Annotated in this window: 30 protein-coding genes and 1 tRNA gene; 24 read left to right on the top strand and 7 right to left on the bottom strand. The window is 37.5% G+C overall.

The window, feature by feature from the left end:
• Window positions 1–2 precede the first annotated feature (2 nt).
• The gene (locus H0Z31_05025; GenBank protein ID MBO8176806.1) at window positions 3–356 is read right to left on the bottom strand and encodes a hypothetical protein; all 354 of its coding nucleotides are present in this window, start codon (window positions 354–356) and stop codon (window positions 3–5) included.
• Between the two features lie 219 nt (window positions 357–575).
• On the opposite strand from H0Z31_05025, the gene H0Z31_05020 reads away from it, so the two are divergent.
• The 8 genes from H0Z31_05020 (at window position 576) to H0Z31_04985 (ending at window position 7,117) form a co-directional block, all read left to right on the top strand.
• A complete protein-coding gene (locus H0Z31_05020; GenBank protein MBO8176805.1) occupies window positions 576–1,232 on the top strand; it encodes a DUF4912 domain-containing protein in 657 nt (218 codons plus the stop codon).
• Between the two features lie 12 nt (window positions 1,233–1,244).
• Complete coding sequence (locus H0Z31_05015; protein MBO8176804.1) at window positions 1,245–3,569, top strand: glycosyltransferase; 2,325 nt, start codon at window positions 1,245–1,247, stop codon at window positions 3,567–3,569.
• A gap of 35 nt (window positions 3,570–3,604) precedes the next feature.
• On the top strand, window positions 3,605–4,210 hold the full coding sequence (locus H0Z31_05010; protein ID MBO8176803.1) for a hypothetical protein: 606 nt from the start codon (window positions 3,605–3,607) through the stop codon (window positions 4,208–4,210).
• A 62-nt stretch (window positions 4,211–4,272) separates the two neighbouring features.
• Window positions 4,273–4,422 carry a 50S ribosomal protein L33 gene (gene rpmG / locus H0Z31_05005; GenBank protein ID MBO8176802.1) on the top strand — a complete coding sequence of 50 codons (150 nt, stop codon included), beginning with the start codon at window positions 4,273–4,275 and terminating at the stop codon, window positions 4,420–4,422.
• Window positions 4,423–4,498: 76 nt separating this feature from the next.
• A complete protein-coding gene (locus H0Z31_05000; GenBank protein ID MBO8176801.1) occupies window positions 4,499–5,068 on the top strand; it encodes a 5-formyltetrahydrofolate cyclo-ligase in 570 nt (189 codons plus the stop codon).
• A 99-nt stretch (window positions 5,069–5,167) separates the two neighbouring features.
• The gene (locus H0Z31_04995; protein MBO8176800.1) at window positions 5,168–5,347 is read left to right on the top strand and encodes a hypothetical protein; all 180 of its coding nucleotides are present in this window, start codon (window positions 5,168–5,170) and stop codon (window positions 5,345–5,347) included.
• Between the two features lie 106 nt (window positions 5,348–5,453).
• A complete protein-coding gene (locus tag H0Z31_04990) occupies window positions 5,454–6,632 on the top strand; it encodes a rhomboid family intramembrane serine protease (protein ID MBO8176799.1) in 1,179 nt (392 codons plus the stop codon).
• A gap of 299 nt (window positions 6,633–6,931) precedes the next feature.
• On the top strand, window positions 6,932–7,117 hold the full coding sequence (locus H0Z31_04985) for a hypothetical protein (GenBank protein MBO8176798.1): 186 nt from the start codon (window positions 6,932–6,934) through the stop codon (window positions 7,115–7,117).
• 70 nt (window positions 7,118–7,187) lie between these two features.
• On the opposite strand, the gene H0Z31_04980 is transcribed toward H0Z31_04985, so the two are convergent.
• Together H0Z31_04980 and H0Z31_04975 are read right to left on the bottom strand one after the other, a co-directional pair.
• Complete coding sequence (locus H0Z31_04980; protein ID MBO8176797.1) at window positions 7,188–7,355, bottom strand: hypothetical protein; 168 nt, start codon at window positions 7,353–7,355, stop codon at window positions 7,188–7,190.
• A 182-nt stretch (window positions 7,356–7,537) separates the two neighbouring features.
• Window positions 7,538–8,413: a hypothetical protein gene (locus H0Z31_04975; GenBank protein ID MBO8176796.1), complete on the bottom strand. Its 876-nt coding sequence runs from the start codon at window positions 8,411–8,413 to the stop codon at window positions 7,538–7,540.
• Window positions 8,414–8,542: 129 nt separating this feature from the next.
• Here H0Z31_04975 and H0Z31_04970 point away from each other — a divergent pair, with 129 nt between their 5' ends.
• From H0Z31_04970 to H0Z31_04940, 7 genes are all read left to right on the top strand, one after another.
• Entirely contained in the window at window positions 8,543–9,994 is a 1,452-nt protein-coding gene (locus H0Z31_04970) for a spore germination protein (protein MBO8176795.1), read from the top strand.
• Between the two features lie 115 nt (window positions 9,995–10,109).
• Complete coding sequence (locus tag H0Z31_04965) at window positions 10,110–10,319, top strand: DUF910 family protein (GenBank protein ID MBO8176794.1); 210 nt, start codon at window positions 10,110–10,112, stop codon at window positions 10,317–10,319.
• A gap of 14 nt (window positions 10,320–10,333) precedes the next feature.
• Window positions 10,334–11,302, top strand: coding sequence for an ROK family glucokinase (locus H0Z31_04960; protein MBO8176793.1), 969 nt, complete (start codon window positions 10,334–10,336; stop codon window positions 11,300–11,302).
• A 291-nt stretch (window positions 11,303–11,593) separates the two neighbouring features.
• A complete protein-coding gene (locus H0Z31_04955; protein MBO8176792.1) occupies window positions 11,594–13,483 on the top strand; it encodes an LTA synthase family protein in 1,890 nt (629 codons plus the stop codon).
• Window positions 13,484–13,593: 110 nt separating this feature from the next.
• Window positions 13,594–14,781 (top strand): LysM peptidoglycan-binding domain-containing protein, encoded by a 1,188-nt coding sequence (locus tag H0Z31_04950; GenBank protein ID MBO8176791.1) that lies wholly within the window; start codon window positions 13,594–13,596, stop codon window positions 14,779–14,781.
• 121 nt (window positions 14,782–14,902) lie between these two features.
• A complete protein-coding gene (locus H0Z31_04945; protein ID MBO8176790.1) occupies window positions 14,903–16,045 on the top strand; it encodes a hypothetical protein in 1,143 nt (380 codons plus the stop codon).
• Window position 16,046: 1 nt separating this feature from the next.
• Window positions 16,047–16,364 (top strand): MTH1187 family thiamine-binding protein, encoded by a 318-nt coding sequence (locus tag H0Z31_04940; GenBank protein ID MBO8176789.1) that lies wholly within the window; start codon window positions 16,047–16,049, stop codon window positions 16,362–16,364.
• Between the two features lie 47 nt (window positions 16,365–16,411).
• On the opposite strand, the gene H0Z31_04935 is transcribed toward H0Z31_04940, so the two are convergent.
• Window positions 16,412–16,585 (bottom strand): DUF2759 domain-containing protein, encoded by a 174-nt coding sequence (locus tag H0Z31_04935; GenBank protein MBO8176788.1) that lies wholly within the window; start codon window positions 16,583–16,585, stop codon window positions 16,412–16,414.
• Between the two features lie 238 nt (window positions 16,586–16,823).
• Between H0Z31_04935 and H0Z31_04930 the strand changes: the two genes are divergently transcribed.
• The gene (locus H0Z31_04930) at window positions 16,824–17,456 is read left to right on the top strand and encodes an MBL fold metallo-hydrolase (GenBank protein ID MBO8176787.1); all 633 of its coding nucleotides are present in this window, start codon (window positions 16,824–16,826) and stop codon (window positions 17,454–17,456) included.
• A 183-nt stretch (window positions 17,457–17,639) separates the two neighbouring features.
• Window positions 17,640–18,701: an SAM-dependent methyltransferase gene (locus H0Z31_04925; protein MBO8176786.1), complete on the top strand. Its 1,062-nt coding sequence runs from the start codon at window positions 17,640–17,642 to the stop codon at window positions 18,699–18,701.
• Window positions 18,702–18,741: 40 nt separating this feature from the next.
• Here H0Z31_04925 and H0Z31_04920 read toward each other — a convergent pair whose 3' ends face one another.
• The 3 genes from H0Z31_04920 to H0Z31_04910 form a co-directional block, all read right to left on the bottom strand.
• Window positions 18,742–18,984: a DUF2626 domain-containing protein gene (locus H0Z31_04920; protein MBO8176785.1), complete on the bottom strand. Its 243-nt coding sequence runs from the start codon at window positions 18,982–18,984 to the stop codon at window positions 18,742–18,744.
• 81 nt (window positions 18,985–19,065) lie between these two features.
• The gene (locus tag H0Z31_04915) at window positions 19,066–19,770 is read right to left on the bottom strand and encodes a helix-turn-helix domain-containing protein (GenBank protein MBO8176784.1); all 705 of its coding nucleotides are present in this window, start codon (window positions 19,768–19,770) and stop codon (window positions 19,066–19,068) included.
• Between the two features lie 186 nt (window positions 19,771–19,956).
• Window positions 19,957–20,028: transfer RNA gene (locus H0Z31_04910), tRNA-Gln, on the bottom strand.
• A 151-nt stretch (window positions 20,029–20,179) separates the two neighbouring features.
• Here H0Z31_04910 and H0Z31_04905 point away from each other — a divergent pair.
• The 7 genes from H0Z31_04905 to H0Z31_04875 are packed head-to-tail and all read left to right on the top strand — an operon-like array spanning window position 20,180 to window position 24,111.
• On the top strand, window positions 20,180–21,244 hold the full coding sequence (locus tag H0Z31_04905; protein MBO8176783.1) for a type II/IV secretion system protein: 1,065 nt from the start codon (window positions 20,180–20,182) through the stop codon (window positions 21,242–21,244).
• Window positions 21,195–22,271, top strand: coding sequence for a type II secretion system F family protein (locus H0Z31_04900; protein MBO8176782.1), 1,077 nt, complete (start codon window positions 21,195–21,197; stop codon window positions 22,269–22,271). Before H0Z31_04905 ends, H0Z31_04900 begins: the two co-directional genes overlap by 50 nt.
• A gap of 13 nt (window positions 22,272–22,284) precedes the next feature.
• Window positions 22,285–22,599, top strand: a complete 315-nt coding sequence (locus H0Z31_04895; GenBank protein ID MBO8176781.1) for a prepilin-type N-terminal cleavage/methylation domain-containing protein — start codon at window positions 22,285–22,287, stop codon at window positions 22,597–22,599.
• Window positions 22,600–22,607: 8 nt separating this feature from the next.
• Entirely contained in the window at window positions 22,608–23,036 is a 429-nt protein-coding gene (locus H0Z31_04890; GenBank protein MBO8176780.1) for a GspH/FimT family pseudopilin, read from the top strand.
• Entirely contained in the window at window positions 23,020–23,340 is a 321-nt protein-coding gene (locus H0Z31_04885) for a hypothetical protein (GenBank protein MBO8176779.1), read from the top strand. The genes H0Z31_04890 and H0Z31_04885 overlap by 17 nt, the downstream gene beginning before the upstream one ends.
• A complete protein-coding gene (locus tag H0Z31_04880; protein ID MBO8176778.1) occupies window positions 23,324–23,758 on the top strand; it encodes a ComGF family competence protein in 435 nt (144 codons plus the stop codon). The genes H0Z31_04885 and H0Z31_04880 overlap by 17 nt, the downstream gene beginning before the upstream one ends.
• A 41-nt stretch (window positions 23,759–23,799) precedes the next feature.
• On the top strand, window positions 23,800–24,111 hold the full coding sequence (locus H0Z31_04875; protein ID MBO8176777.1) for a hypothetical protein: 312 nt from the start codon (window positions 23,800–23,802) through the stop codon (window positions 24,109–24,111).
• Window positions 24,112–24,138 lie beyond the last annotated feature (27 nt).

Below are 24,138 nucleotides of genomic sequence, written 5' to 3'. Positions count from 1 at the left end.
TCCTATCTATGCGATTCGATGATTTGATATACCTCTTGCAAAGAGAGCGCTGATTGTTTGGCAATTTGGTCTAAGCTTAGCCCTTGACGGTGCAGGGCGAGCACTTGATTTTTTACTACTTCATGCACTTGCGGCCTTTTCTTTGGAACAGCCCTGAACGGTGACGTTTCTTCTTGAATTAATAATTCCTCTTCTAATACTTTTAATCTTTTTTTCATTTGGTATTGTTCTTGAATTACAGATAGGGTGAATTCTTCAAACTCTTTCTCCAATTGCTTTGTCCGATCTTTTTGGAAAAATGACAAAATGAACAAAGCGATCGAAATGGAAATAAGGATGATTAAAACGGTTTCCAAATGACTTCACTCCTGTATTATACAACTTTTGCTACCTATATTATAGCTTACAACCAAAAGGGACAGAAGTGTGAAATCGATCATAAGAAAATCATACATAATCCGACAAAATGCGTTTATTGTCCTTTTAACCTATCAATGTTACGATAAACAAAGAAAGAATTGTCATAATTTTTCACTTGATTCATATATTTATAATTTTATATGAGGTGACTTACAGTGATTGAACAAATTATTGACTTAAGAAAGCGAGGTCTATCATTTCGAAAAATTGCAAAGGAATTAAATACAACGGTAGGGAAAGTTCAATATCAATGGAAAAAATACAAAGAAGGAAAAATTCAACTTGATTCTATTGATGACCAAAAACGGACCGCGAAAGTCAATACTCCTGCAGACCATTTCCCGACCTTTCAATTCTTCTCGGAAACAAATGATATGTTTTTAACACTCATTCAACCAACGAAAGCTTTTGTTTACTGGAGTATCTCTAACGAAGTTTGGGATACCGTAGCGCTTTATTATCGTGAGTTAAGTAATGAGAAAAAATTGTGCCTCCGTGTTTACGACGTAACAAACATTCATTTCAATGGCTCTAATGCTCATTCCATTTTTGAAATACCGATTCCTCCACATTGTGAAGAATGGATGCTCAAAGGGTTAAAGGGAAACCGGTGTTACTGCGTCGAACTTGGATTAAAACATCATCACGATTTTCTTCCACTTCTCCGATCAAATACGATTCATGTTCCATTGATGAATGAGGCTATGCCAGATGAGTTTCAGCAAAATATTCGACGCTATGTCCGCGGTGAAGACCAGCAGCCGAAATGGGTTGAGCACGTTTCAGTTTATTCGTACTATATAAATAATTAGTGGAGGGGTATTATGGTAAATGAAGTTCCTCTTGTATGGAAACCATCCATTCCGTACATTCCTTTAAGGCTATTAAAACAACAAGACGGAATCCATTACATGCATTGGCATGCCCAACAATGGTTTAGTATCATAGAACATTTGGAACAATCTCCATCTCCCTGTCATATCGTTGTATTAAATCCTCTTTTTTTGTCACTTTTTGAATCCAAAGAATTTCAAGAGGGAATGACTCATATCCTCAACGAATATGCCAAAGACGAAAGAAAAAGGGAATGGTTGTATATTTGGTTAAAATACGATCAATCAATAACGAAAATCATTCAGTCGTACCAACGAAAGAACCAATTAATCTTACTACCAACTATAGTGAGCGATTTTCCTCTTCCACTTTTACGAACTCACTATGGACTCACACTACAAGTAGATATGACCATTTCCATATGGCAACAATACGTTAAAGAGCAACCAGCTTGGCTGTGGTTACCTTCGATGGCCTACGTACCTGGACTTGAGCGATATTTATTGCAAAAAGGAATTCGTGGAACATTTTTAATGGAAGTACCGGGACAAAAACAGGGAAGAATCACTCCTTACGGATGGGTAGTCATTCCTGTGGGTAAAAAAGAGGAAGACATAGCGAATGAACGAAAAGTGAAACGGTATACCGTAAAAGGGGAATGGTCGGTTTTACAAAATGAAACGTCCTCTTTAACCTATTCTAACGAACAGTCATGGCAACACATTGTTCACTTCCCGTTTACGTATGAGCAAATGGAACAAGAGCGGTCGATCGTTGAAGAGCACGTTTTATCAAAACTAAAAACAGCTCATAGGATGGAGCACATCCTTTCATTATTACAAAATAGCGGCCATTCAATGGTTGATCGGGTTCGAAAGCAACTACAAAAAGAGTGGATGATGTATTTGCATTTGTTAGCTTTAAAGGAGCCGCCTGCTTATGTAGAACCATTGATTCGTCAATTTGAAGAATCATTTATGCAATTAAAGGACCAGCTTGAAAATCAACATATTAACTCCCATTTTCTAAAATATCGTGAAGGATTATTTGCTTTTGGTAAAGAACAACCGCGAAAAATCAATCGAAGAGGACGGAAAGAGCCAAAAACAAACCATCCATTCTCTGTTCTTATGTTAAGCTGGGAGTTTCCTCCAAATACAATAGGGGGTCTCGCTCGTCACGTCTATGATTTAAGCCAATCGTTAGTAAAGAAAGGCATACGGGTTCATGTTGTTACTGCCAATAAACATTCTTTACCAGCAGAAGAACTTGTCAATGGGGTCCATGTCCATCGGGTCATACCGTTGCATGTAGTAGAGGCAGATTTTAAAAAATGGGTAGGGATGTTAAACCAAGCACTTGTTATCAAAGCGACCTCTATTCTTCAAAAAGAGAAAATTGATGTCATCCATGCACACGACTGGATGGTGGGAACCGCTGCTCAAGTATTAAAGAATAAATTTTCACTTCCTTTACTATCAACGATTCATTCAACAGAATTTGGGCGAAATCAAGGTATATATACCTCACTTCAATCGTTTATCCATCAAGCGGAAGAAGAGTTGATTCAAGCTTCCCATCATCTAATCGTATGTAGCGAATTTATGAAAGACGAAGTTCAACAAATTTTTTCTCTTCAAGAGAAAGAAGTATCTGTCGTTCCAAACGGAGTATATGTAGATGAATTACAAGCCGCTTTCCGAATTGAACAATTGGAGAAGTTTTCTCTCGTTCCTAAAGGAAAAAAAATCATCTCATCGTTTGGACGAATGGTAAAAGAAAAAGGGTTTGACACACTAATTGAAGCAGCCCAAAAACTAATAGCCGACCGTCTCGATATTGTTTTTGTCATAGGGGGAACAGGACCGCTACTTGAAATTTATCGACAAATGGTACGAGAAAAAGGAATTGCTGAACATGTCCATTTTGTTGGATATATCAACGAATTAGAGCGAAACGCTCTTCTAGCAAGCAGCTATGCTTCCGTGTTTCCAAGTACGTATGAACCTTTTGGAATTGTAGCTATTGAAGCTATGGCGGCTCAAGTACCGATTATAGTGTCGAAAACAGGTGGTTTTAAAGGAATTGTGCAAGAAGGTGTATCAGGATTATTTATGGAACCGAATCATCCTGAAAGCCTTGTAAACTGTTTACAACGCCTCCTATCAAACGGCAGATTAGCTCATAAATTAGCGCTTAACGGAAAAGAAGTTGCGTCACATTTGTACCGTTGGGACCGAATTGCAGAAGAAACGGTTCGTATCATGAAAGACATTCAAATAGAAGCACAGCTAAATGAAGGTACTGGTCAGTGATTGATTGTAAAAAAATAAATTAAGGATGACGCCGAATGAAAAATATAGAAACGTTACGTATTGTGCCTGAGACCATCAACCCGTTGATTGTGCTTTGGGTGAACGGGGAATATCGCTGTGTAGAAGAACCGGTTCATCAAGAGGAGAGCGTAGGAGGAGTCACCTTTGGTTTTATAAAAGAGTACAGATCGGTTGGTATTGATTGGATTCAAATTCCAATAGTTAATCGAGAGGAAGAAATGAAGTTAGTCAAATTGTTCGTATTTTATGAACCAAAGGTTTATGGGAAGGACCATTTTGCTTACGTTTCTCCTAAGCATCATTCTATATGGCATTATTACGGTAAGGGCTGGAGTTTAATGAATGGACATGTGTTAAAGTCGTATGCTGTGACTCCGTCGATTCAACCAATTTCTATACAATTAAATAAAAAAATACATTCCTACTTACAAAAAGGAAAAATTTCTTACCGTCCATGTGGAAAAGGCTTTGTCATGGGGATGATGATGTTTGAGTTCACCCTCGATCCATTTGCTGAAACGGGAGCTAATATTTGGATGGTTCATGGATCAGACGACGAGGAAGTACTAAAAATGCATTACGCATTAAAAAACAGACTAGCATTTCCCTCAAAAAAGTGATATGATAGAAAAGTCGTATGAGAAGATGAACAACATGTGAATGAAGTATTGGAGGGAATAGCATGCGTGTAAATATTACTTTAGCTTGCACTGAGTGCGGTGAGCGTAACTATATTTCTACAAAAAACAAGCGTAACAATCCAGACCGTCTTGAGCTAAAAAAATATTGCCCACGTGAAAAGCGCGTAACTTTACACCGCGAAACAAAGTAAGCAGTAGGAACATTCCTGCTGCTTTTTTCTTTGTACGAAATCGATTCGTAAATGTAAAACAAAGGGGATGAACACCATGAATAAAAAAGAATGGCGTCAACAGATTCTACGACGGTTAGCTGCTATGGACCTGCTAACATATGAACAAAACTCATTTGAAATTTCTCAAAAGTTGTTTCAAACCGATGAATGGAACCATAGTTCAACAATAGGTGTCACCATTTCTCGGCGTCCAGAAGTCGATACGTGGCAAATTATACGAAAAGGGTGGCAAGAAGGAAAACGTATCGTTGTCCCTCGATGCTTTCCTAAAGAGCGGAGCATGAATTTTCACGTCATTGAATCATTCAAACAACTTGAAAATGTGTATTTAGATTTATATGAACCGAAACTTTTAGAAACTGAAGAAGTTCGAAAAGAGGAAATCGATTTACTGATCGTCCCGGGAGTAGCTTTTCACCAATCGGGATATCGTATCGGATTTGGTGGAGGGTATTATGATCGATACTTACAAGACTATCAGGGGAAAACGGTATCACTAGCTTTTTCTTGTCAACTAATTGATCATATTCCGAATGAACCCCATGATATACCTGTTCAACAAATAATTACGGAACATGAGTTCATCAATTGTACCAAACAATAAAAGATCTAGGCTGTTTTCTGATATCCTCGCATTCCCTTTCATGTAGAGAAAAGGATAAATTTCTTAGGATGTTACACACTACAAATAGGAGGGATGACGATGGACAAAAAAATTTGGTTGATACTCGTTGGAGTATTATGTTTTTTTCTAATTCAACGATATCGATACCGTGTTGTCAATATGTTATTAGGTAGTCTAATGGTACAAAAACTATTTGTACGCGTCATTGAGAACATTCCTTGGTTCCGTTCACGCATCGTTTCAATATTCGGGGGATAACCCCGCTTTTTTTTATGAATCAAAATAATGGGCATTCTGTTGAAAGTAAGATAAAATGAAAATAATAAACAATTCCCCAAAATTTGGCGAAGGTAGGGACGGATGATTGATTGTTCAACTAGATTATGTATTTTGGAGCCTCGCTTTTCATCTTGTAAATAAAGAAGATTATCGGTTAATTAAATTGTCTGAAAACCAGCGAGAGCTATGGTTTGAACGGAATCGAAAAGGGCCGTTTCCCTTGATTCGATTGCAGCGTTTTGATATCGATTGGAGCAATTGGTTGAAAAGGGATATAGAGCAAACCGCATATCGAGGTGAACAAATACGAAAAGAACGATTTAAACGAGAATTAGACATTTTAAATATATACATTTCGATGTATCCCCCTGTTGATGATTATGAATTTCGATTGGAAAAACCGTATTCAGAACAATCGGCACCTAGAACAAAGGTCACGTCGATTATTCTTGATCATACATTTGCCAATTGGAATCAAATCGCAGCTCATTTACAACAACCGCTTCCGTTTCCACCCATTAACCAAGTATCGTCGGCAGATGTGATGTGGAAACAGCAGGCAACAATTCTTACATCCATTAAACAAGAAAAAGAGGAGAAAGCCTTATTTACGGTAGGGAAACCTCTTTTTACCTACTTCTTTTTAGTTATTCAAATCATGATGTTTATGGTGTTGGAATGGGCTGGGGGAAGCCAAAACCCATTAACGTTAATACAGTATGGAGCAAAATTTAATCCACTCATTCAAGAGGGGGAATGGTGGCGGCTTATTACACCGATGTTTTTACACATCGGATTACTTCATTTATTGATGAACTCACTTGCTTTATATTATTTCGGTTCCATCGTCGAACGAATTTTTGGGAATAGTCGATTCCTAATGATTTATATCATTTCCGGTATTTTTGGTACGGTCGCTAGTTTTGCTTTGTCACCATCGTTATCTGCAGGTGCTAGTGGAGCGATTTTTGGTTGTTTTGGAGCCCTTCTTTATTTTGGTGTGCGCCGTCCATCTTTATTTTTTCGAACAATGGGAGCTAACTTACTGACGTTGTTAGGAATAAATCTTCTGATTGGCTTTATCATTCCGGCTGTTGATAATGCTGGACATATTGGGGGACTTATCGGAGGATTTTTAGCAGCAGGAATTGTACATTTACCAAAGGAACGTTTTCAGTGGGTACAACTTCTATTTTTCGTAATAAGTATTGCCCTTATAATCATTGGGATGTGGTACGGTCTTCAAATAGATTATTTAGCATAATATATAAGAAATTTTAATCGCCTTTAAAGCCTCTTAAGTACATTGCATATTCGTATGGAGTAATATGTGATGTCCTTTTATCTTTAATTTGTATGTGCAGCTAAAAGCTATTAATAATGGCTAAGAGGTGGAAATAAATCGATTTTGGGGGAAGTAGCAAATCGTGGTAAAGAGAGTGTAACGATGTGAAAAGGAAACGGTTTTGCGGAGACTCTTCTTTCCCCTTCTAACAGGGAGTAAAAAGGGAACCGCCTGAGCTAAACTAAATACGGAGACCTTCAATAAAAGGAGTTGCATGTATGAAAAGGACTGAAGATTATTTAACGCCAGCAGCTAAAAAAGAACAGATTACTATTCAAGCATACGATCCACTTGAAGAACCAAAGAATATCGCAGGAGACTCCGTAGATGAACACAAAAATTTAGAAAAAGCAAATGCAATAATTGGTGAAGATGAGATAAAGCAACAAAATGAAAATTTATAGAACGCATCTGGATATATCTTTTTAATGATGCAAAACAGCAATCCGCTAAAACAGATTGCTGTTTCTATTGTCATTTCAGTGGAGGTTTTACGTCTTTTACTTCTTGTATCATTGTTTCTATTCCATATTGATTTTGGACGCTAAACTGAACTTTTTTTTCTGCTTGTTCCTCATTGATAAACTTTAAATTGGGTTGGATATTGTTATTTCTACTTGCTTGTTTGTTCCAGCTACCCATTCTATTCACCTCCCACTCATATGATGTAGTATGCGAAAAATTGCTCTATTTTAGTAACTCTGTACTTATACTTGACAAGTAAATTTCAATTAAGGTTTTAAGAAGTAATAAAAAAAGGATATTTGCTTTAAATTAAACATAATATCCTTTAGCTATCTATTTAAGTTTAAATATTTTGATTTTTAATTTGAAGTGGGAAGTTGTTGCTTAAGTAAAAAGGGTTCTTGATCTCCTGTTACGATTAAAATAAGCAATTGATTCCCTTTTTTAGGGAACAAAATTAGGGGAACTATACTGTTTAACGGATCAACTACGCCGTCTTTTGTTTTTATTCCGAGAAAATAGTTTTTGTACAAACCTTCCCAAATGTTTCCGATAATGATTTGAGTGTCTTCAATAGAATAAGATGGGAAGGGTTCATGTTCGTACGTGTGTAAGGAAGTTAACGGAATTTCTATATAATCGCTTCTATTGATCTTAAATATCTGTAACCCTTTCGTCCAAGTATATTGTAATTGCTGTTTCGTAACATGGTCTAAAATGTGTTCCCATTCCTCTTCTAAGTTATTACTTGCTTCTCGAAATGAAGTAAGGGGGCTAAAATTGGAATCAATAACGTACAAATGATCGTTTGTCATCGTTTGGGCACTCGTAATGTCATCCGTCTGATTGTCATGGATTTCGGCATAATGAAATGAAATGGCTTGATATAAGCTGCTCTCCTGTCCTAATACAATCATACTTTCGACAATTCGATCCGTGTTTTGTTCCCATCCATTCATTTTTCCTTTTAATCTACCATTTTCATACAAAAGGCCGATATCTTGACGTAAATAAGCGTCCTCTTGTAGCTTCGACATAATCTTCCAAACGACTTGAAAATAATCGTTTCGTTTTTCTTCTTTTAACGTTAACACCGTACTAGCCGTTTGAAAACGAATGTTTTGATTAATTGGGAAAAAGATGATACTTTCACGTACTGGTTTTTCTGTTTTTATAATAACGATGAAGGAACATATGAGCAGCCATACGGCTACAATCATATATTTTTGCTTCATAAAATTGTTTCCTCCGTTAGGTTTGTCCGCTATACCTCCATTATATGAGCGGTCGGGAAAATTATGTTTAATGTATGTTTTTTTCTTCCAATGTCAATGATGGTTCTAGAGTTTGGTACGTATGAGGTGATGACATTGGAAGAGACGAAACTTTCCTTTGATGAAAAGGTAACCTTTTTAGAAAAAACGTTAGCGGTAGACAAAAATTTTGATGTAATCAAGCTCGACTTAGTATATGCTGAACGAAATATGGCCCTTTTTATGGTTGATGGATTTGTAAAAGACGATATTTTACATTATTTAATGAAGCATTTGTCTAGTCTACGAGAAGACCAATTAGAGAATAAACCGTTAGATCAATTATTAAAAACGTACATTCCCTATGTAGAAGTAGAAACGAACAACGATTTAGAAGAGGTCGTAGACATCGTTCTTTCGGGGCCAACAGCACTTGTTGTGGAAGGAATTGACCCGATAATTATCATCGATGCTAGAACGTATCCCGTACGAGGTCCTGAAGAACCGGATATTGAACGTGTCGTAAGAGGGTCCAGAGATGGATATGTGGAAACAATTGTTTTTAATACTGCTTTAACGAGAAGAAGAGTCCGTGATCGGTCGTTACGCATGGAATATATGCAAATCGGAAGACGATCTAAAACCGATGTCGTCATTTGTTATTTAGAAGATATCGCGGATCCAGATTCCGTGGCCAAACTAAAGGAATCGTTGTCAAAGATTGATACGGACGGTCTGCCAATGGCGGAAAAAACATTAGAAGAATATATATCTGGAAGACATTGGAACCCTTATCCGGTGATTCGCTATACAGAACGGCCAGACACAGCGGCTGCTCATTTGTTTGAAGGGCATATTTGTGTTATCGTTGATGGGTCTCCAAGCGTTATGATTACACCTACAACCTTTTGGCACCATTTACAACATGCCGAAGAATATCGCAACAAACCATTAGTGGGGGCTTATTTACGTCTCGTACGGTATTTGGCGGTATGGGTGTCTATTTTTCTTTTACCATTTTGGTATTTGTTGGCCGAAAATGAATCCTTGCTTCCTGAAGCATTATCTTTTATTGGTCCGAATGAAGAGGGAGCATTACCATTGATTGTTCAATTTTTTATCATTGAAATAGGGATTGATATGCTCCGAATGGCAGCCATTCATACCCCTTCCTCATTAGCAACAGCTCTCGGTTTAGTCGCTGCCTTAATGATTGGCCAAGTGGCTGTCGAAGTAGGATTATTTATGAATGAAGTTATTTTATATTTAGCTATAGCAGCCATAGGTTCGTTTGCGACCCCTAGTTACGAGATGAGTTTAGCTAATCGATTAGTTCGACTTGCGTTATTGCTCGCTTCGGCGGCGTTCGGGGTGATTGGTTTTGTCATTGGGACATTTTTATGGATCTTCCTGTTAGTTCGAATGAAAGCATTCGGTATCCCGTATTTATGGCCATTTATTCCATTTCATTATCGTGCGTTCCGGGATGTCTTTATCCGTTCACCGATTCCGTTGAAAAATCGTCGGCCTACGTTTCTACATCCACAAGATCCGGATCGGTAAGGTGAGTGGTGAGATTACTTTTAATAACTTTGTATTAACAACTGGATGCTTCTTGTCACATGAACCGTCATCCACTATACTAATGTACGTAATGATGTAGGAAGCTGGTGAAATCGTGAAAAGCATCTACGATATTCAGCAATTTTTAAAACAATATGGAACTATTATTTATATTGGTGATCGATTAGCTGATTTAGAATTAATGGAAGAGGAATTATGCGAATTATTTAAGTCTCAATTAATTGAGCCTCGTCATTTTCAAACGGCAATGCTTCTACTAAGACAAGAAATAGAGAGAGAAAAGGAAAAGAGATTATCGAAATAAGTGGGGAGAAACAAATGGTAGATAAATGGTTAGTCGGTGTCGATTTAGGTGGAACAACGACCAAAATAGCTTTTCTTAACTGGTATGGTGAAATTGTACATAAGTGGGAAATTCCAACAGATGTTTCTGACAAAGGAAAGCACATCATCGTTCATATCGCCAAATCGATTGATACGATGTTAGCACAGCTCGGCCATTCGAAAGAAATGCTTCTCGGTATTGGTTTAGGAGCACCAGGTCCTGTTGATGTTTCACGCGGGATAATTTTTGGAGCTGTCAATCTAGGATGGGAAAACGAGTACCCACTCAAAGATATGTTAGAGCTAGAGACAGGATTACCGGTCATTGCGGAAAATGATGCTAACTGTGCCGCTCTTGGGGAAATGTGGAAAGGAGCGGGAGATGGAGCGAAAGAGCTCGTCTGTGTAACGCTTGGTACTGGAGTAGGCGGTGGGATCATTTCGAACGGACATATTGTTCACGGTGTCAATGGTGCCGCTGGTGAAATTGGGCATATTACCGTTATTCCGCAAGGTGGTGCATTGTGCAACTGCGGTAAAACTGGGTGCCTCGAAACGGTTGCCTCTGCTACAGGTCTTGTGAGAATGACAAAAGAGCTGCTAGCTAAGGAAGACACCCCTTCTTCGTTACGCCAAAAATCATTAGACAAGTTAACGGCTAAAGATGTATTTGATGCTGCTAAGGTAGGAGATGAATTGGCTGAAAAGGCTGTTGATCAACTAGCCTTTTACCTTGGTTTAGCATTAGCCAATTTAGGAAATTCATTAAATCCGGAATACATTGTGATTGGCGGTGGGGTGTCAAAAGCAGGGAATATGCTTCTTGAGGCGATAAATTCGTATTTTGATCAGTTTGCGTTTCCGACAGTTCGCACCTCTACCAAATTAGCGCTAGCTACCCTTGGTAATGATGCCGGAGTGATTGGAGCGGCATGGCTTGCTAAACATCTTTTGCAACGATAACCGGTTCCAAAAAGAGTTTTCCATGTAGGAGAACTCTTTTTCATTCCAATGAGTAGTTAGGTGAAAAATGACGGTCATAAATTTTTTCCGAAAACCGAAACTTTTTTATAGGTATGTACGTCTAAAAAAATGAGTCGAGGAATACCATTGAAAATAGTATTTTACTTAAAATCTTTAAAGAACGGTTTGATTTTTTGTAAAAAAAGTATTAAGATAGTTACTGATTGTTGTAGTTAATATCCTAAAAAATGTAAGTTTTTAGAAATTTTTTCCAACTAGGAGGTTTTCGCGATGAAGAATGTGAAACTACCTAGGATATCACTGGTTACCTTAGCAACGATACTCCTATGGTTAAAAACGTACATTGTCTATAAAACTAGCTTTGATATAACGATTGAAAATGCAATGCAAGAGTTTATCTTGTTTATCAACCCGTTAAGCTTTTTATTGTTTATTTTCGGACTCAGCCTGTTTTTCCAAAGTGAAAAAAGACGAGTTCTCTACATTTTAATAACGAGCTTTATCGTTTCGTTTGTATTATACGCAAACGCAGCGTTTTATCGATTTTTTAACGATTTCTTGACGTTACCTGTTCTATTTCAAACAAGCAACTTTGCTGACTTAGGAAAAAGTGGTAGTGTTACTGAATTATTAGAGGTAACGGATATTTTTTACTTTACAGATGTTATCTTATTATTGGTTATTGTGAAATGGTTTCCTACGCTTGTCGAATTGGCTTCATTTACAAAAGTTAAAAGAAGAGCTTATTTCCTATTTACAATTGCTGTTATGTTCTTCAACCTTGGCTTAGCTGAAACAGAACGACCAGAGTTGTTAACGCGTACGTTTGACCGTGAAATCTTGGTCAAAAATATTGGAACATACAACTATCACTTATATGATATTTATCTTCAATCTAAGTCTTCTGCGCAACGAGCCCTTGCGGATGGAAGTAATTTAGTAGAAATTGAAAACTACGTGAAGGCCAATTATGCGAAACCGAATGATGAATTATTTGGTATTGCCAAAGGAAAAAACTTAATTATTGTTACGTTAGAGTCCACACAAAGCTTTGTTATTAATAACACTGTGAATGGCCAGGAAATTACGCCATTCTTAAATGAATTTATTAAAGAAAGTTATTACTTTGAAAACTTTTATCATCAAACCGGTCAAGGAAAAACATCCGACTCTGAGTTTTTACTTGATAATTCCCTCTACCCAATTAGCCGTGGAGCGGTATTCTTTACCCATTCAGGTAATGAATATAATTCAATGGCTAAAGTGTTGAAAGAACATGGATACTTTACAGCTGGTATGCATGCCAACAATAAAAGCTTTTGGAACCGTGACGTGATGTACCAATCTCTTGGATACGATTACTACTACTCTATGAAAGACTATGAAGTAACGGAAGAAAACTCCGTTGGTTGGGGATTAAAAGACATCCCATTCTTTGAACAATCTATTGCTCATATGAAGGAAATGCCTCAACCGTTTTATACAAAATTAATTACGTTAACGAACCATCATCCGTTCATTGTAGAAGAAGAAGATAAGTTTATTGATGAATTTACTTCTGATGATAAAACAGTCAACCGTTATTTCACGACGGTTCGCTATACGGATGAAGCGGTGAAAAACTTTATCCAACAGTTGAAAGATGCTGGTTTGTATGAAAATTCCATCATTGTTATGTATGGAGACCATTACGGAATTTCTGAAAACCATAATGAAGCGATGGGACAATATTTAGGAAAAGAAGTAACTCCTTTTGTAAGTACGCAATTACAACGAGTACCGTTAATCATTCATATTCCTGGTCATCAAGGGAAAGTTATTTCCAAAGTAGGAGGTCAAATTGACTTACGTCCAACGCTCCTTCATCTTTTAGGAATTGAAACGAAAAACGATCTTCAGTTTGGTGCTGACTTGTTCAGCGAAGATCATGAAGATTTCGCCGTTCTACGCGATGGAAGCTTTATAACTGCGGATTATGTGTTTACCGACAATGTGTGCTACTCAAAAGAAACAGAGCAGCCAGTTGATCGTTCTTACTGTGAACCATATATGGAAAAAGCGGCGAAAGAACTTGAGTATTCTGACGAAGTAATTTACGGTGACTTATTACGTTTCTATGACAAAGAAAATTACTATTTTGAAACAAAGGAAGCAAAATAAACGACATGCCTATGTAGAGGTTTCCTCCTCTATATAGGCATTTTTTTCTGAATTAGTCATGAAAAGCTAGAAATAACATAAATGTTAAAGGAGAAAGGGAGGTGTTCATGATGGACGTAACTGTCCGTGAAGGAGATACGTTAGATTATTACAGCCAATTATTTGATGTCCCTTTAGCTCTTATCATTGACTCGAACCGTCAAACTGAGCCTCAAAATTTAAAAATTGGAGAATGTGTCCGTATTCCTGGGTTTATTGCTGTCAATTATACGGTTCGACCAGGAGATACGCTTTGGAAACTCGCCCAGCAGAAAAATATTGATGTTGATGCATTATTTTTGTTAAATCAACAAGTCAACCCTCTTCAATTACCTGTTGGAGAACTCATCTGCCTTCCAGAACGGATAACAACTCGATTAATGAATCGAAAGACAAATTATTCTTTTGATGTCCTGCAAAAAGATTTAAAGCAACTTATAGAAATCTATCCATTCATTCGTCAACGTATTATTGGAAAAAGTGTGGATGGTCGTCCGTTGTATGAATTAGTTATTGGACGCGGGAAGAGAAAAGTGCATATGAATGGTTCATTTCATGCAAACGAATGGATTACCACTCCTGTTTTAATGACGTTTCTCAATGATTATGTATTATCATTAACCAATTCCCAACCAATTCGAGAAGTGGTCAGCCTTCCGTTATATGAAAAAAATACAATTTCGGCTGTTCCTATGGTGAATCCGGATGGGGTGAATTTAGTCCTCAACGGTCCTCCGCTGAATAAAAAGGACGAACTCTTGAAACTAAATAAAGGTTCAACTGATTTTTCAGGATGGAAGGCAAACATTCGTGGTGTTGATTTAAATAATCAATATCCAGCTAAATGGGAAATTGAACGTAAACGAAAAGAAGAAAAGGCGCCGGCTCCGAGAGATTTTCCAGGATATAAACCATTAAGTGAACCAGAAGCAATAGCGATGGCACAATTAGCCAACCAATCAAAGTTTGATCGGTTGCTCGCTCTTCATACGCAAGGTAAAGAATTTTATTGGGGATACGAAGGACTTGAACCGGAGGAGTCAGCTCATTTAGCAAAACGGTTTGAACAAGTTTGTGGCTATTGCTCAGTAAGATACGTAGATAGCTATGCTGGTTACAGAGATTGGTTTATTCAAGAATATCGGAAAAGTGGATTTACGATAGAATTAGGAAAAGGAATGAATCCCCTTCCGTTATCACAATTTGATCAAATTTATGAAGAAGTACTAGGAATTTTTCTTGTTTCACTATATGATTAATAGTGTGAAAAAGCCGAGTTATTCGGCTTTTTCTATGGGTTGCTTTCGTTTACATGAAACAAAATTCAATTTATTACGTACATATTAATGTAAGAAGATATTAGGGAGGAGGGGGTTATCAATGTTTTTTCGTCACTCTTATCTCCTAATTAGTTTTTTTATATGTAGCTCCTTCCTTTTAACCGCGTGTGTAAAGGATTCTCCATCAAATGGTCCGGATGACTCGACGAGACAAGAAAATCAGACACCTTCTCCCTCTATCGAACGGACGATTCAGCCGTTAACCTTAGCTACCGGACAGTTTGAAAAGGTGATTGATTGGATCAATGATGAGCAAATAATTTTCATCATCAACGATTCTGGAATGTCGAAAGTACTTCTTTATGATATATATGACGGTAAACAAAAACTTCTATATGAAACCGAACATCCTATAGTGGACGTTCAGGTGAGTCCAACGAAAAATCAGTTTCTTGTCCATACGGCTCCATTTACCTATGCAGGAGAGCTAACGGTAGTAAATTTGGAAGGGGACATTTATACGTCGACATTCATCGAATCATTTGAATTATCGTTTCATTGGAATCCACATAATGAACACCAGTTACTCATCACCGCATTTTATGAAGATTGGACGTATGATACGTACATTTGGAATTGGTACGAAGAAAGTTTAGAAACTGTTTACCTTTCCAATCCGTTTTCTAAATGGTACAATGATGGTGATTCTTTTTTGTATATCGATTGGAACACAGACCAACCGTTTATTGATGGGCCATTAAAGGCGTACTCTTTTAAAAATGAAACAGAAACAACGCTTTTACAACATGTGTATCATGTGGATGTCGTTTCACCATATGTGATGACAATATCGAACGTTCAAGAGAATGAGGGGTTAGCACAGTACGATTTTTATGAAGAGACTTCTTTTTCGAAAATAGCTGGATGGAAGGTTCCTCATTTATCCCAATATACGGATTGGCTTGTCCCTTTTTATGATTATGTTCCGAAAACCAACCGTTTTTATACGTTTGTCCCATACCGCTCAACGGATTCCGATTCTTACAATGAAGGGTTTGAACTCGTGCAATTTTCCCTAACATCTGAAGAAAAAACGAAAATCATCGAATACCCAACAAACGAGCCAATTCAATGTGCACCGTCAGGAAATAATTGTTTGATTGGTTACCAACTAGACAAAATCATTGATTTGGAAAAAAAGGAAATCAAACAGTTAATCCAACTCGAAGAAAGGGATGAATAAAATGGCCATCGCAGATGTCACAGTAATTCCAATTGGAACGAATTCTCCAAGTATTAGTTCTTATGTAGCTGAACTACATGACCTGTTAACCACGTTTGAAAAAGAAGGAAAAATTCGCTTCCAATTAACTCCAATGAATACGATTATTGAAGGGGAATTAAAAGATCTATTTGAAGTCATTCAAGCGATTCACGAAGCACCGTTTCAAAAAGGAGTTCACCGGGTGGCAACAAACATTCGAATCGATGACCGGAGAGATAAAAAAAGAAAAATGGAGGAGAAACTTGAATCGGTTCGAGCTAAATTAAAGGAAAAATAGGAACAAAAAAAGGAGCTGGTGGGAAAAATCAGCTCCTTTTTTCGATATTAGTGTGCAGCTGGATATCCGTGGTGAAGAACGGTCATGATTGTAAACCAACCAAATACGCCAACTGTTGCTAATCCAAATAAAATGCCTAAAACATTTTTGTTTTTTAATGCACTAATAGTAGCAAATACGGCTAGTAAACTAACTAATGCAAAAATAATGACTAGACCCATTTGTATTACTCCTTTCTTCAATCTAGAGAGCCTTCAACATTAAAACCAACGTTTTATGTAAGTACATAAATACTCGCTTTTATTGTAATGCCTTTTTCTACGTTTGTCGAGGTATAAAAGTGACACTTTCATGAAAGATGTTATTCATAGGATGTACATTTCTGTGTATTTTATGAAACGATTGTGCTTCGATTTTGCCGCAAATGTCGTGTACACTATGGTTAGGAGGATGATAAGGATGAAATGGACAAGAATTCCATTAGGAGCGTTACAAACGAACTGCTATTTTTTAGAGAACAATCATCAATGTGTAGTCATTGACCCTGGCGCAGAAGGTGAAAAACTAATTGAATATTTAAAGAAAAATGAGTTAACCCCTTTGGCTATTTTATTAACTCATGCACATTTTGATCATATCGGCGCGGTAGATGCGTTACGAGACTATTTTTCCATACCTGTTTATGTCCATGAAAAAGAAGCTAAATGGTTATTCGATCCTTCGCTAAATGGCTCCCAATTTTTCTTTCCGGAAAACGTTATTCGTGTCAAACCAGCTGATTATATTTTAACAAAAGAAGAGACTTTAACTGTTGGGCCATTTACATTAGAAGTATTAGAAACGCCAGGTCATTCGCCTGGAAGTGTGTCGTATACTGTCCAAGAGGCTGGGATTGTTTTTGCTGGAGATGTCCTTTTTTATCAAAGTATCGGAAGGACAGACTTGCCAGGAGGAAACCATAAACAGCTGCTTGAAACTATTCACGAAAAGTTACTAACACTTCCTGAGGAAACGGTCGTATTACCTGGTCATGGAGTAGAAACGACCATCCAAGATGAGATGGACCACAATCCGTTCATACACGGATTTTAAAGGAATATAAAAAATAGGTTCATCATACGATATGGTAAAGAAAAAACCCTTCTCTTGTTGAGAAGGGTTTTTTCGGGGGATGTTAGTTCTTTTCAATCTGGGAGGGGATAAAGTTAAGCTACTAATTATACAATAAAGCAAAGTTTCCACTATGTCAATGTTAATAACTAAAGGAGAGAAAAAATGAACCAAATCATAAACAAGCTATTTCGTTATGATAAAACCGTATCGTATGAACATTTTATATCTTTTGCTTTATATGATGAAGAATACGGTTATTATATGAAAAGTAAACCAAAACTTGGAAAATGTTTTGATTTTGTAACATCCCCATATGTCTCTAGAGCGTTTGCGAAAACCATTGTCCGATTTGCTGTGGAAAAATGGACCAATTCAAAACTCCCCATCCGATTTTATGAAATTGGAAGCGGGGACGGAACGTTTGCTAGTGCTTTTTTAAACGAAATGGCATCCCAATTTCCATCTCTATACGAACAGTTGACATATATCTCCATCGAACATAGTCCTTACCACCGCTACGTACAACATCAACAGCTTCAGAAACATCCTGTCACTTTTTATTCTGATTTCAATCAAGTCTTTGAAATAGAAGGAATTGTGTTTTCTAACGAATGGTTAGACGCACTTCCAGTTCATGTCATTCAGCAGAAAGAGGGAAAGATGTGGGAAGTTGCCATAACTATAAAAGATGGTCAACTCAAGGAAACCTATCTTCCGTTAACAAATAAGGACATTCTGCAATTTTTACAGCGGTATAATGTTAAGTTAACAGAAGGTGTGCGTCGGGAAATTCCGATTAAAATGGTCGATACATGGATAAAGCTCATAACGAACATGAAACAAGGATGGATTTTAACCATTGACTACGGAACTACTGAGGAAGAACGCCTTTGTATGAAAAAAGAAAGTGTGCGTGGATTTTATCAACACCAACTCGTCGAAAATCTCTTTCAGAAAATAGGTGAAATCGATATGACGTATTCTATTTGGTTCGACTGTTTAATGACAGAAGGTAAGAAGCATGGTTGCTTTGTGGAAAATTTTACATCGCAAAAAGAATTTTTACTTCAGTACGGTATTTTAAATGATTTACTTGAACACTCGGCAACGGATCCGTTTTCACCTGAAGCAAAATGGAATCGATCTATTGTGTATTTAATTCGTGACGGTGGCTTTAGTGATAGTTTTCGCGCGCTTGTTCAGCGAAAAGAAAAAAGCTCTTGAAGTACATCCTTCAAGAGCTTTTTTGCCATCAACCATGTTCTTAATGACCTGCTCCCGGTGTCATTAAGAACGTTGTATAATAAGTAAATCCTGCGAAGAAAATCGTTAAGTATGCGCCAAAGATATATAAGTACATGCGCTCAGATAATTTTAAGTAGCTTAACAGAATGAAAAATCCTGTTTGGCCTAAGAAAATAAGAGACGTTGTATACATTTCTCCAAGATAAAACATAATCGTAAAAATTCCCGTCCAGAAACCTAACACTCTGTACATGCGATCCATATGTATCCCTCCTTTGTACCCACAGTCCACAGTTCAATATTATAAAGGAAACGAGAATTAAATGTAAATATAAGATCATGACTACTTTGTGACGATTACGTGATAAATACAGTTGGAACAGCCAGAAACCATTGACTGTTGTTGGTGAAACGTTACATTCGAAAATAACGTTTGGAACATCCCTTCTAAAAAGCCGGTATGCATTAAACAAATCGCTTCACCATACGCTTTTACCGATTCGTGATAGGGGCAATTGTATATCGAATATACGATGATCCATTTATCATCATGTTCTTCCACACGTTGTACCGATCCAATCATCGTTGATACTTGCTGAATAATATCCAATTTTTGATAAAACAGAAGTTCCGTTTCGTTCATAGTATGCTTCTTCCGTTCATTTTCAACCATACTTTTTCCAAATTTTTTCCCTGTTTCTATCAAGTGCTTATAAATAGTTGATGAGTCGAGTGATAATAAGGCATCAAGTGCCATTTGTAACAATAAAGCGGAATCCCTTCTTGGAAAAGATATTTGAATCGGTTCATCCACTTTTTTATATACTTTTCCAGGCCGACCACCTTTTCCGGTTTTTTGCACCATCGATTGGATGACGCCCGTATCCTCCAGCTTGGATAAATGCAACCGGGCGACATTTGGGTGAATCTTAAAGGCTTGAGCAATTTCGGCTACAGATACTACTTTGTTTGTTTTTAATAGATATTCATAAATGGCATAGCGAGTAGGATCGGCTAACGTTTGGGTTATTCTTAACGTCTGTTCCATCCGTGTACACCTCAAATATTGGATGATATCATCATTATAATCGGTTTTCATCTTTGAGAAAACGTTGGAAGTCCATTGTCGCTAAAAGTTCTCAAAATGTTCACAAAATCAAATGGAACACCTTTTAGAATTGAAAAATAAACACGCCTCTTCTTCGTTTAAAAAAGAAGAGGCGAATTTATTGAACTGGGCTAGCTGGATTCGAACCAGCGCATCACGGAGTCAAAGTCCGTTGCCTTACCGCTTGGCTATAGCCCACTAATGATAATATTAATATGACTCAATGGAAAAATTTTATTCAGTAAGTGAGAAAAAAGTAGACAGTAGATGTATATTGGTATAAAATGTATGTCGAGAAAAGGGTTGGTAAAGGGCCAATAGATGAATAAAGAAAGGTGTGGTGCTTATTATATCATCGACTGAACGTGTAGCCGATGAATTAATTAAAGAGGCTGTGGAACAAGGGGCGTCCGATATCCATTTGTCCCCGAAGCAAAAAAAGTATGTAGCCGATTTTCGTATTCATGGTACACTTTATCCTGCTAGATTCTTTTCGATGGATGAAGGAGAACGTCTCGTCGCCCATTTTAAATACATGGGTGGAATGGACATCGGAGAAAAAAGAAAGCCACAAAACGGAGCCTATCAAGTATACCTCCATTCAACTCATTTATCATTACGACTCTCTACATTACCAACTTCCTCCTCGAAAGAGAGCCTTGTCATTCGACTTCTTTTATCCAGTTCATCTCAAACTACCTTTCACTTATCATTATTTCCATCATCAGCTCGTAAGTTGTACGCATTAATGCATCATGCACATGGGTTAATTATCTTTACTGGACCAACAGGTAGTGGGAAAACAACAACGTTATATCATTTAATTCACTACTGTTCTCAATCGCTTCACCGCCATGTGATTACACTTGAAGACCCTATTGAAAAAGAAAATGAAAATGCACTCCAAGTTCAAGTTAATGAAAAGGCTGGGGTGACGTATGCAACAGGTTTAAAAGCGATTTTACGTCACGATCCGGATGTGATTATGGTCGGAGAAATTCGAGATACTGAAACAGCAAAAATTGCCATCCGTGCAGCTTTAACAGGTCATTTAGTGTTAACGACGATGCATACAAAGGATGCTAAAGGAGCAATCTACCGCCTGCTCGAATTTGGAGTAAAGTGGAATGAAATTCAACAAACATTGTTAGCAGTATCCGCACAACGTCTCGTGAAACTGAACTGTCCCTATTGTCATGGGATTGATGAACCCTCTTGTCCGAAAAAAAAATTCCACGTCCGCTCACCTGTATATGAATTACTGACTGGAAAAGCATTACAAAGCGTGTTAAAAGAGGCAGCTGGTGAAGGAAAAGCCTATCACTATCCGTTATTGAAAGATCTTTTACGAAAGGGGGTTGCTCTTGGATTTATTTCCAATATCGAATATGCTCGTTGGTTTCAGGAAGAATAAACCGAATTTTTCTTTAGTTGCTCAAGGGACGTTTTTCGTTCGTTTAGGGGAAATGTTACAACGAGGATTTACCATGGTCGAGTCGATTGACTTTTTGCTTTTATCGATTGATCAGCCTCCATTAAACAAAGCGCTTCGCGTGGGGTTTGAACGACTAAAAAATGGCGATCGCCTTCATGATGTTTTAAAGGAAGTTGGTTGTCACCCTACCGTTTGTACCCTAATTTATTTTGCTGAACAGCATGGAAAAATGGCTGATGTACTTAAAGAAGCAGGACAATGGCTTCTAAAAAGGAATGAAGAGCAACAAAAATTAAAAAGACTGCTCCAATACCCTATTTTGTTATGTATGTTTGTTGGATTACTGTTTGTTATTTTGCGATGGTTTTTGTACCCTCAACTGGAATATTTACATGGCTCCTTTAGCTATTCCACTTCCTCTCTGAACTCCTTCCTCTCGTTTTTATTATACGACGGCCCTGTCGTTGTTTTCATAGCCTCTCTGCTGATCCTTGGGTTAGCTGTCATCTTCCTTCCGTATTGGAAAACACAAACTCCGCTTCAAAAAGTAGAGATTTATCGTCGCCTACCTATTGTTCGAACATACTTCACTCTTTACCACACCCACTTTTTTTCTCGTCAACTTAGCTTTTTATTAGCTAGTGGCTTTTCTATTATGGACATCATTCGGCTTTTTGAAAAACAACCGTTTAAACCGTTTTACAAAGAAATGGCGTCATATTTTCACGAACAATTAATGAAGGGTAGGGAGTTTTCAACGATAGTAGAGGATTTACCTTACTTTAAAAAAGAGTTATCTATTATTATTCGGCACGGAGAATGGAACGGAAAGCTCGAATATGAGTTGGACTATTATAGTCGCCAATGTCTAGAAGAACTGGAACGATATATTAAACAGTTAATCCAGTGGGTTCAACCCGTTGTATTTATCTTCATAGGCATGGTGATAATCATCTTATATTTGTCGGTTATGTTTCCGCTATATGATATGATCAACAACATTTGAAAGGGTGATATGGATGAAGAATGAAAAAGGATTTACCTTAATAGAAATGATGATCGTACTACTCGTTATTTCGGTTTTGCTGTTTATTTCAATCCCTAATATCGCCTCTCATAGTAAAGAAATTCATAGTAAAGGATGTAAGGCGTTTGTTCAAATGGTCCAAAGCCAAGTAGAAGCGTTTCGACTTAATCATAATCGGTTACCAAATGATATATCTGAACTTGTGCAGGAAGGGTATTTACGACAAAACGAAACGAGTTGCCCGAACAGTGAGTTCAACCTTCAAATTGATAGCGATGGAAAAGTCACCTTGATTGATCCGGCGTGAGGTGTCATATGGAAAAAGGATTTACGGTCACTGAGGTGTTAATCGTACTTCTTATTATTTTTGTCTCTCTGGCTATTTCTCTTCCATTGTTGAACCAACTTCAACATCAAATCGTTCCTTCCATGACCTTTGCCCAACTGAAAGGAGATTTATATTACGCACAAAGCGTCGCCATCAATCGTCAACAACGAGTTCAAGTACTTTATAGTTATGTTGACGACCGTTACCTAGTACGTGTTCCTACCACCTTTCAACTTCTTACAGAACAAACCTTACCGCCCGACATGGATATGTATTATGGCTCGTTAACATCCATTGATTTTCTTCCGAACGGAAATGTAAGTCGCTTCGGAACGGTGACATTTCGTTATCAAGATTCCGTGTGGAAACTGACGACCTATATTGGAAAGGGGAGATTTCGTGTTCAAAAGCAATAAAGGATCGATGATGACGGAAGGACTTGTAGCTATGAACGCGTTTGTTATACTTGTCACTCTCCTTCCTCTATTGATTCAACTTTCGGAGCAATTAAATCAAAGTTATGGTGAGGTTCATGCATACCGACTATTGTATGAGGAAATAGAACGTTTTGTATACACTGGAGACCGATCAGAAAGAACAGTGGATGTTAACCCATTCTCATTTAATGTTTTTTGGAAAGATGAGATTACATGTTGTGTACGTTATTCCTTTAAAGGTGAGGATGTAGTGGAGAGGTGTGTTGATGCGAACACAAAATAATCGAGGATTTACGCTTGTTGAGATGCTTTTTACCTTTTCTATTTTCCTGTTGATATTGTCCTCTCTTCCATTAATTGTTACCATCGTCGGAGGTTGGAAGCATGAAGTTACTTCATCGAGTTGGCAAGAGTGGGAGTTGTTTGTTATCCAGTTTCGAATGGAATGGCTGCAGTGCTCACATTGGACTTTAGGCAGCAATCAAATTACCTTTGAGCTTCTTGGAGATAAGGTGACATATGAAACATATGGCAATATGATCCGTAGAAGACGAAATGGCCAAGGGCATGAAATAGCGCTTCAGAACGTGGATCGAATTCAACTAATGGCTATAAAAAATGGTTTTCAATGGGAGGTGACGTTTGAGGATGGGACGGTACAGACTGCGCAATTTACCCACTATCTAGATATAACCCATTAACAAGGGAGTGCGGTTTTACTTTTCCAGTTATGATGTGGACAATGGCGCTAGTTCTCACGATTATCACTGCTTCCCTTCCACTTTTTTTAAGCAAAATAAAATATGGAGATGAAGTGCAAAAGTATTATCAAAAACGAATAGCTGTTTTAGCTTCGTGGGAATACGTGAAAAAACAAATCGAAGAAGAGAAGACAAGGGAAGGTACGGTAATGGTAAATGGAATAACGGTCCATTATTTTATTGACGAAGGGGAGCAAAACGTTTACGTCACGTTGACAGTCGATCAACAATTACCTATTATAATAAGTTATAATTTAGAGAACAGGCGCATTGAACGTTGGATAGAAAGTTAGGTGAGTAGATTGATCATTTTTTTAGTT

The sequence above is a fragment of the Bacillus sp. (in: firmicutes) genome (genome assembly GCA_017656295.1).
Classification (GTDB): domain Bacteria; phylum Bacillota; class Bacilli; order Bacillales; family JACDOC01; genus JACDOC01.
Note: the sequence above shows the minus strand (reverse complement) of the source record. Positions and strands in the feature narration are given on the sequence as shown.

What these genes read in the sequence shown, in the direction of transcription:
- H0Z31_04975 (MBO8176796.1), bottom strand. Translation starts at nt 8,413, where the DNA reads ATGAAGCAAAAATATATGATTGTAGCCGTATGGCTGCTCATATGTTCC.
- H0Z31_05015 (MBO8176804.1), top strand. Translation starts at nt 1,245, where the DNA reads ATGGTAAATGAAGTTCCTCTTGTATGGAAACCATCCATTCCGTACATT.
- H0Z31_04945 (MBO8176790.1), top strand. Translation starts at nt 14,903, where the DNA reads ATGTTTTTTCGTCACTCTTATCTCCTAATTAGTTTTTTTATATGTAGC.
- H0Z31_04930 (MBO8176787.1), top strand. Translation starts at nt 16,824, where the DNA reads ATGAAATGGACAAGAATTCCATTAGGAGCGTTACAAACGAACTGCTAT.
- H0Z31_04890 (MBO8176780.1), top strand. Translation starts at nt 22,608, where the DNA reads ATGGAAAAAGGATTTACGGTCACTGAGGTGTTAATCGTACTTCTTATT.
- H0Z31_04970 (MBO8176795.1), top strand. Translation starts at nt 8,543, where the DNA reads ATGACATTGGAAGAGACGAAACTTTCCTTTGATGAAAAGGTAACCTTT.
- H0Z31_04940 (MBO8176789.1), top strand. Translation starts at nt 16,047, where the DNA reads ATGGCCATCGCAGATGTCACAGTAATTCCAATTGGAACGAATTCTCCA.
- H0Z31_04925 (MBO8176786.1), top strand. Translation starts at nt 17,640, where the DNA reads ATGAACCAAATCATAAACAAGCTATTTCGTTATGATAAAACCGTATCG.
- rpmG (MBO8176802.1), top strand. Translation starts at nt 4,273, where the DNA reads ATGCGTGTAAATATTACTTTAGCTTGCACTGAGTGCGGTGAGCGTAAC.
- H0Z31_04935 (MBO8176788.1), bottom strand. Translation starts at nt 16,585, where the DNA reads ATGGGTCTAGTCATTATTTTTGCATTAGTTAGTTTACTAGCCGTATTT.
- H0Z31_04980 (MBO8176797.1), bottom strand. Translation starts at nt 7,355, where the DNA reads ATGGGTAGCTGGAACAAACAAGCAAGTAGAAATAACAATATCCAACCC.
- H0Z31_04960 (MBO8176793.1), top strand. Translation starts at nt 10,334, where the DNA reads ATGGTAGATAAATGGTTAGTCGGTGTCGATTTAGGTGGAACAACGACC.
- H0Z31_04995 (MBO8176800.1), top strand. Translation starts at nt 5,168, where the DNA reads ATGGACAAAAAAATTTGGTTGATACTCGTTGGAGTATTATGTTTTTTT.
- H0Z31_05010 (MBO8176803.1), top strand. Translation starts at nt 3,605, where the DNA reads ATGAAAAATATAGAAACGTTACGTATTGTGCCTGAGACCATCAACCCG.
- H0Z31_04895 (MBO8176781.1), top strand. Translation starts at nt 22,285, where the DNA reads ATGAAGAATGAAAAAGGATTTACCTTAATAGAAATGATGATCGTACTA.
- H0Z31_04955 (MBO8176792.1), top strand. Translation starts at nt 11,594, where the DNA reads ATGAAGAATGTGAAACTACCTAGGATATCACTGGTTACCTTAGCAACG.
- H0Z31_04875 (MBO8176777.1), top strand. Translation starts at nt 23,800, where the DNA reads ATGGCGCTAGTTCTCACGATTATCACTGCTTCCCTTCCACTTTTTTTA.
- H0Z31_04920 (MBO8176785.1), bottom strand. Translation starts at nt 18,984, where the DNA reads ATGGATCGCATGTACAGAGTGTTAGGTTTCTGGACGGGAATTTTTACG.
- H0Z31_04880 (MBO8176778.1), top strand. Translation starts at nt 23,324, where the DNA reads ATGCGAACACAAAATAATCGAGGATTTACGCTTGTTGAGATGCTTTTT.
- H0Z31_04985 (MBO8176798.1), top strand. Translation starts at nt 6,932, where the DNA reads ATGAAAAGGACTGAAGATTATTTAACGCCAGCAGCTAAAAAAGAACAG.
- H0Z31_04950 (MBO8176791.1), top strand. Translation starts at nt 13,594, where the DNA reads ATGGACGTAACTGTCCGTGAAGGAGATACGTTAGATTATTACAGCCAA.
- H0Z31_05000 (MBO8176801.1), top strand. Translation starts at nt 4,499, where the DNA reads ATGAATAAAAAAGAATGGCGTCAACAGATTCTACGACGGTTAGCTGCT.
- H0Z31_04915 (MBO8176784.1), bottom strand. Translation starts at nt 19,770, where the DNA reads ATGGAACAGACGTTAAGAATAACCCAAACGTTAGCCGATCCTACTCGC.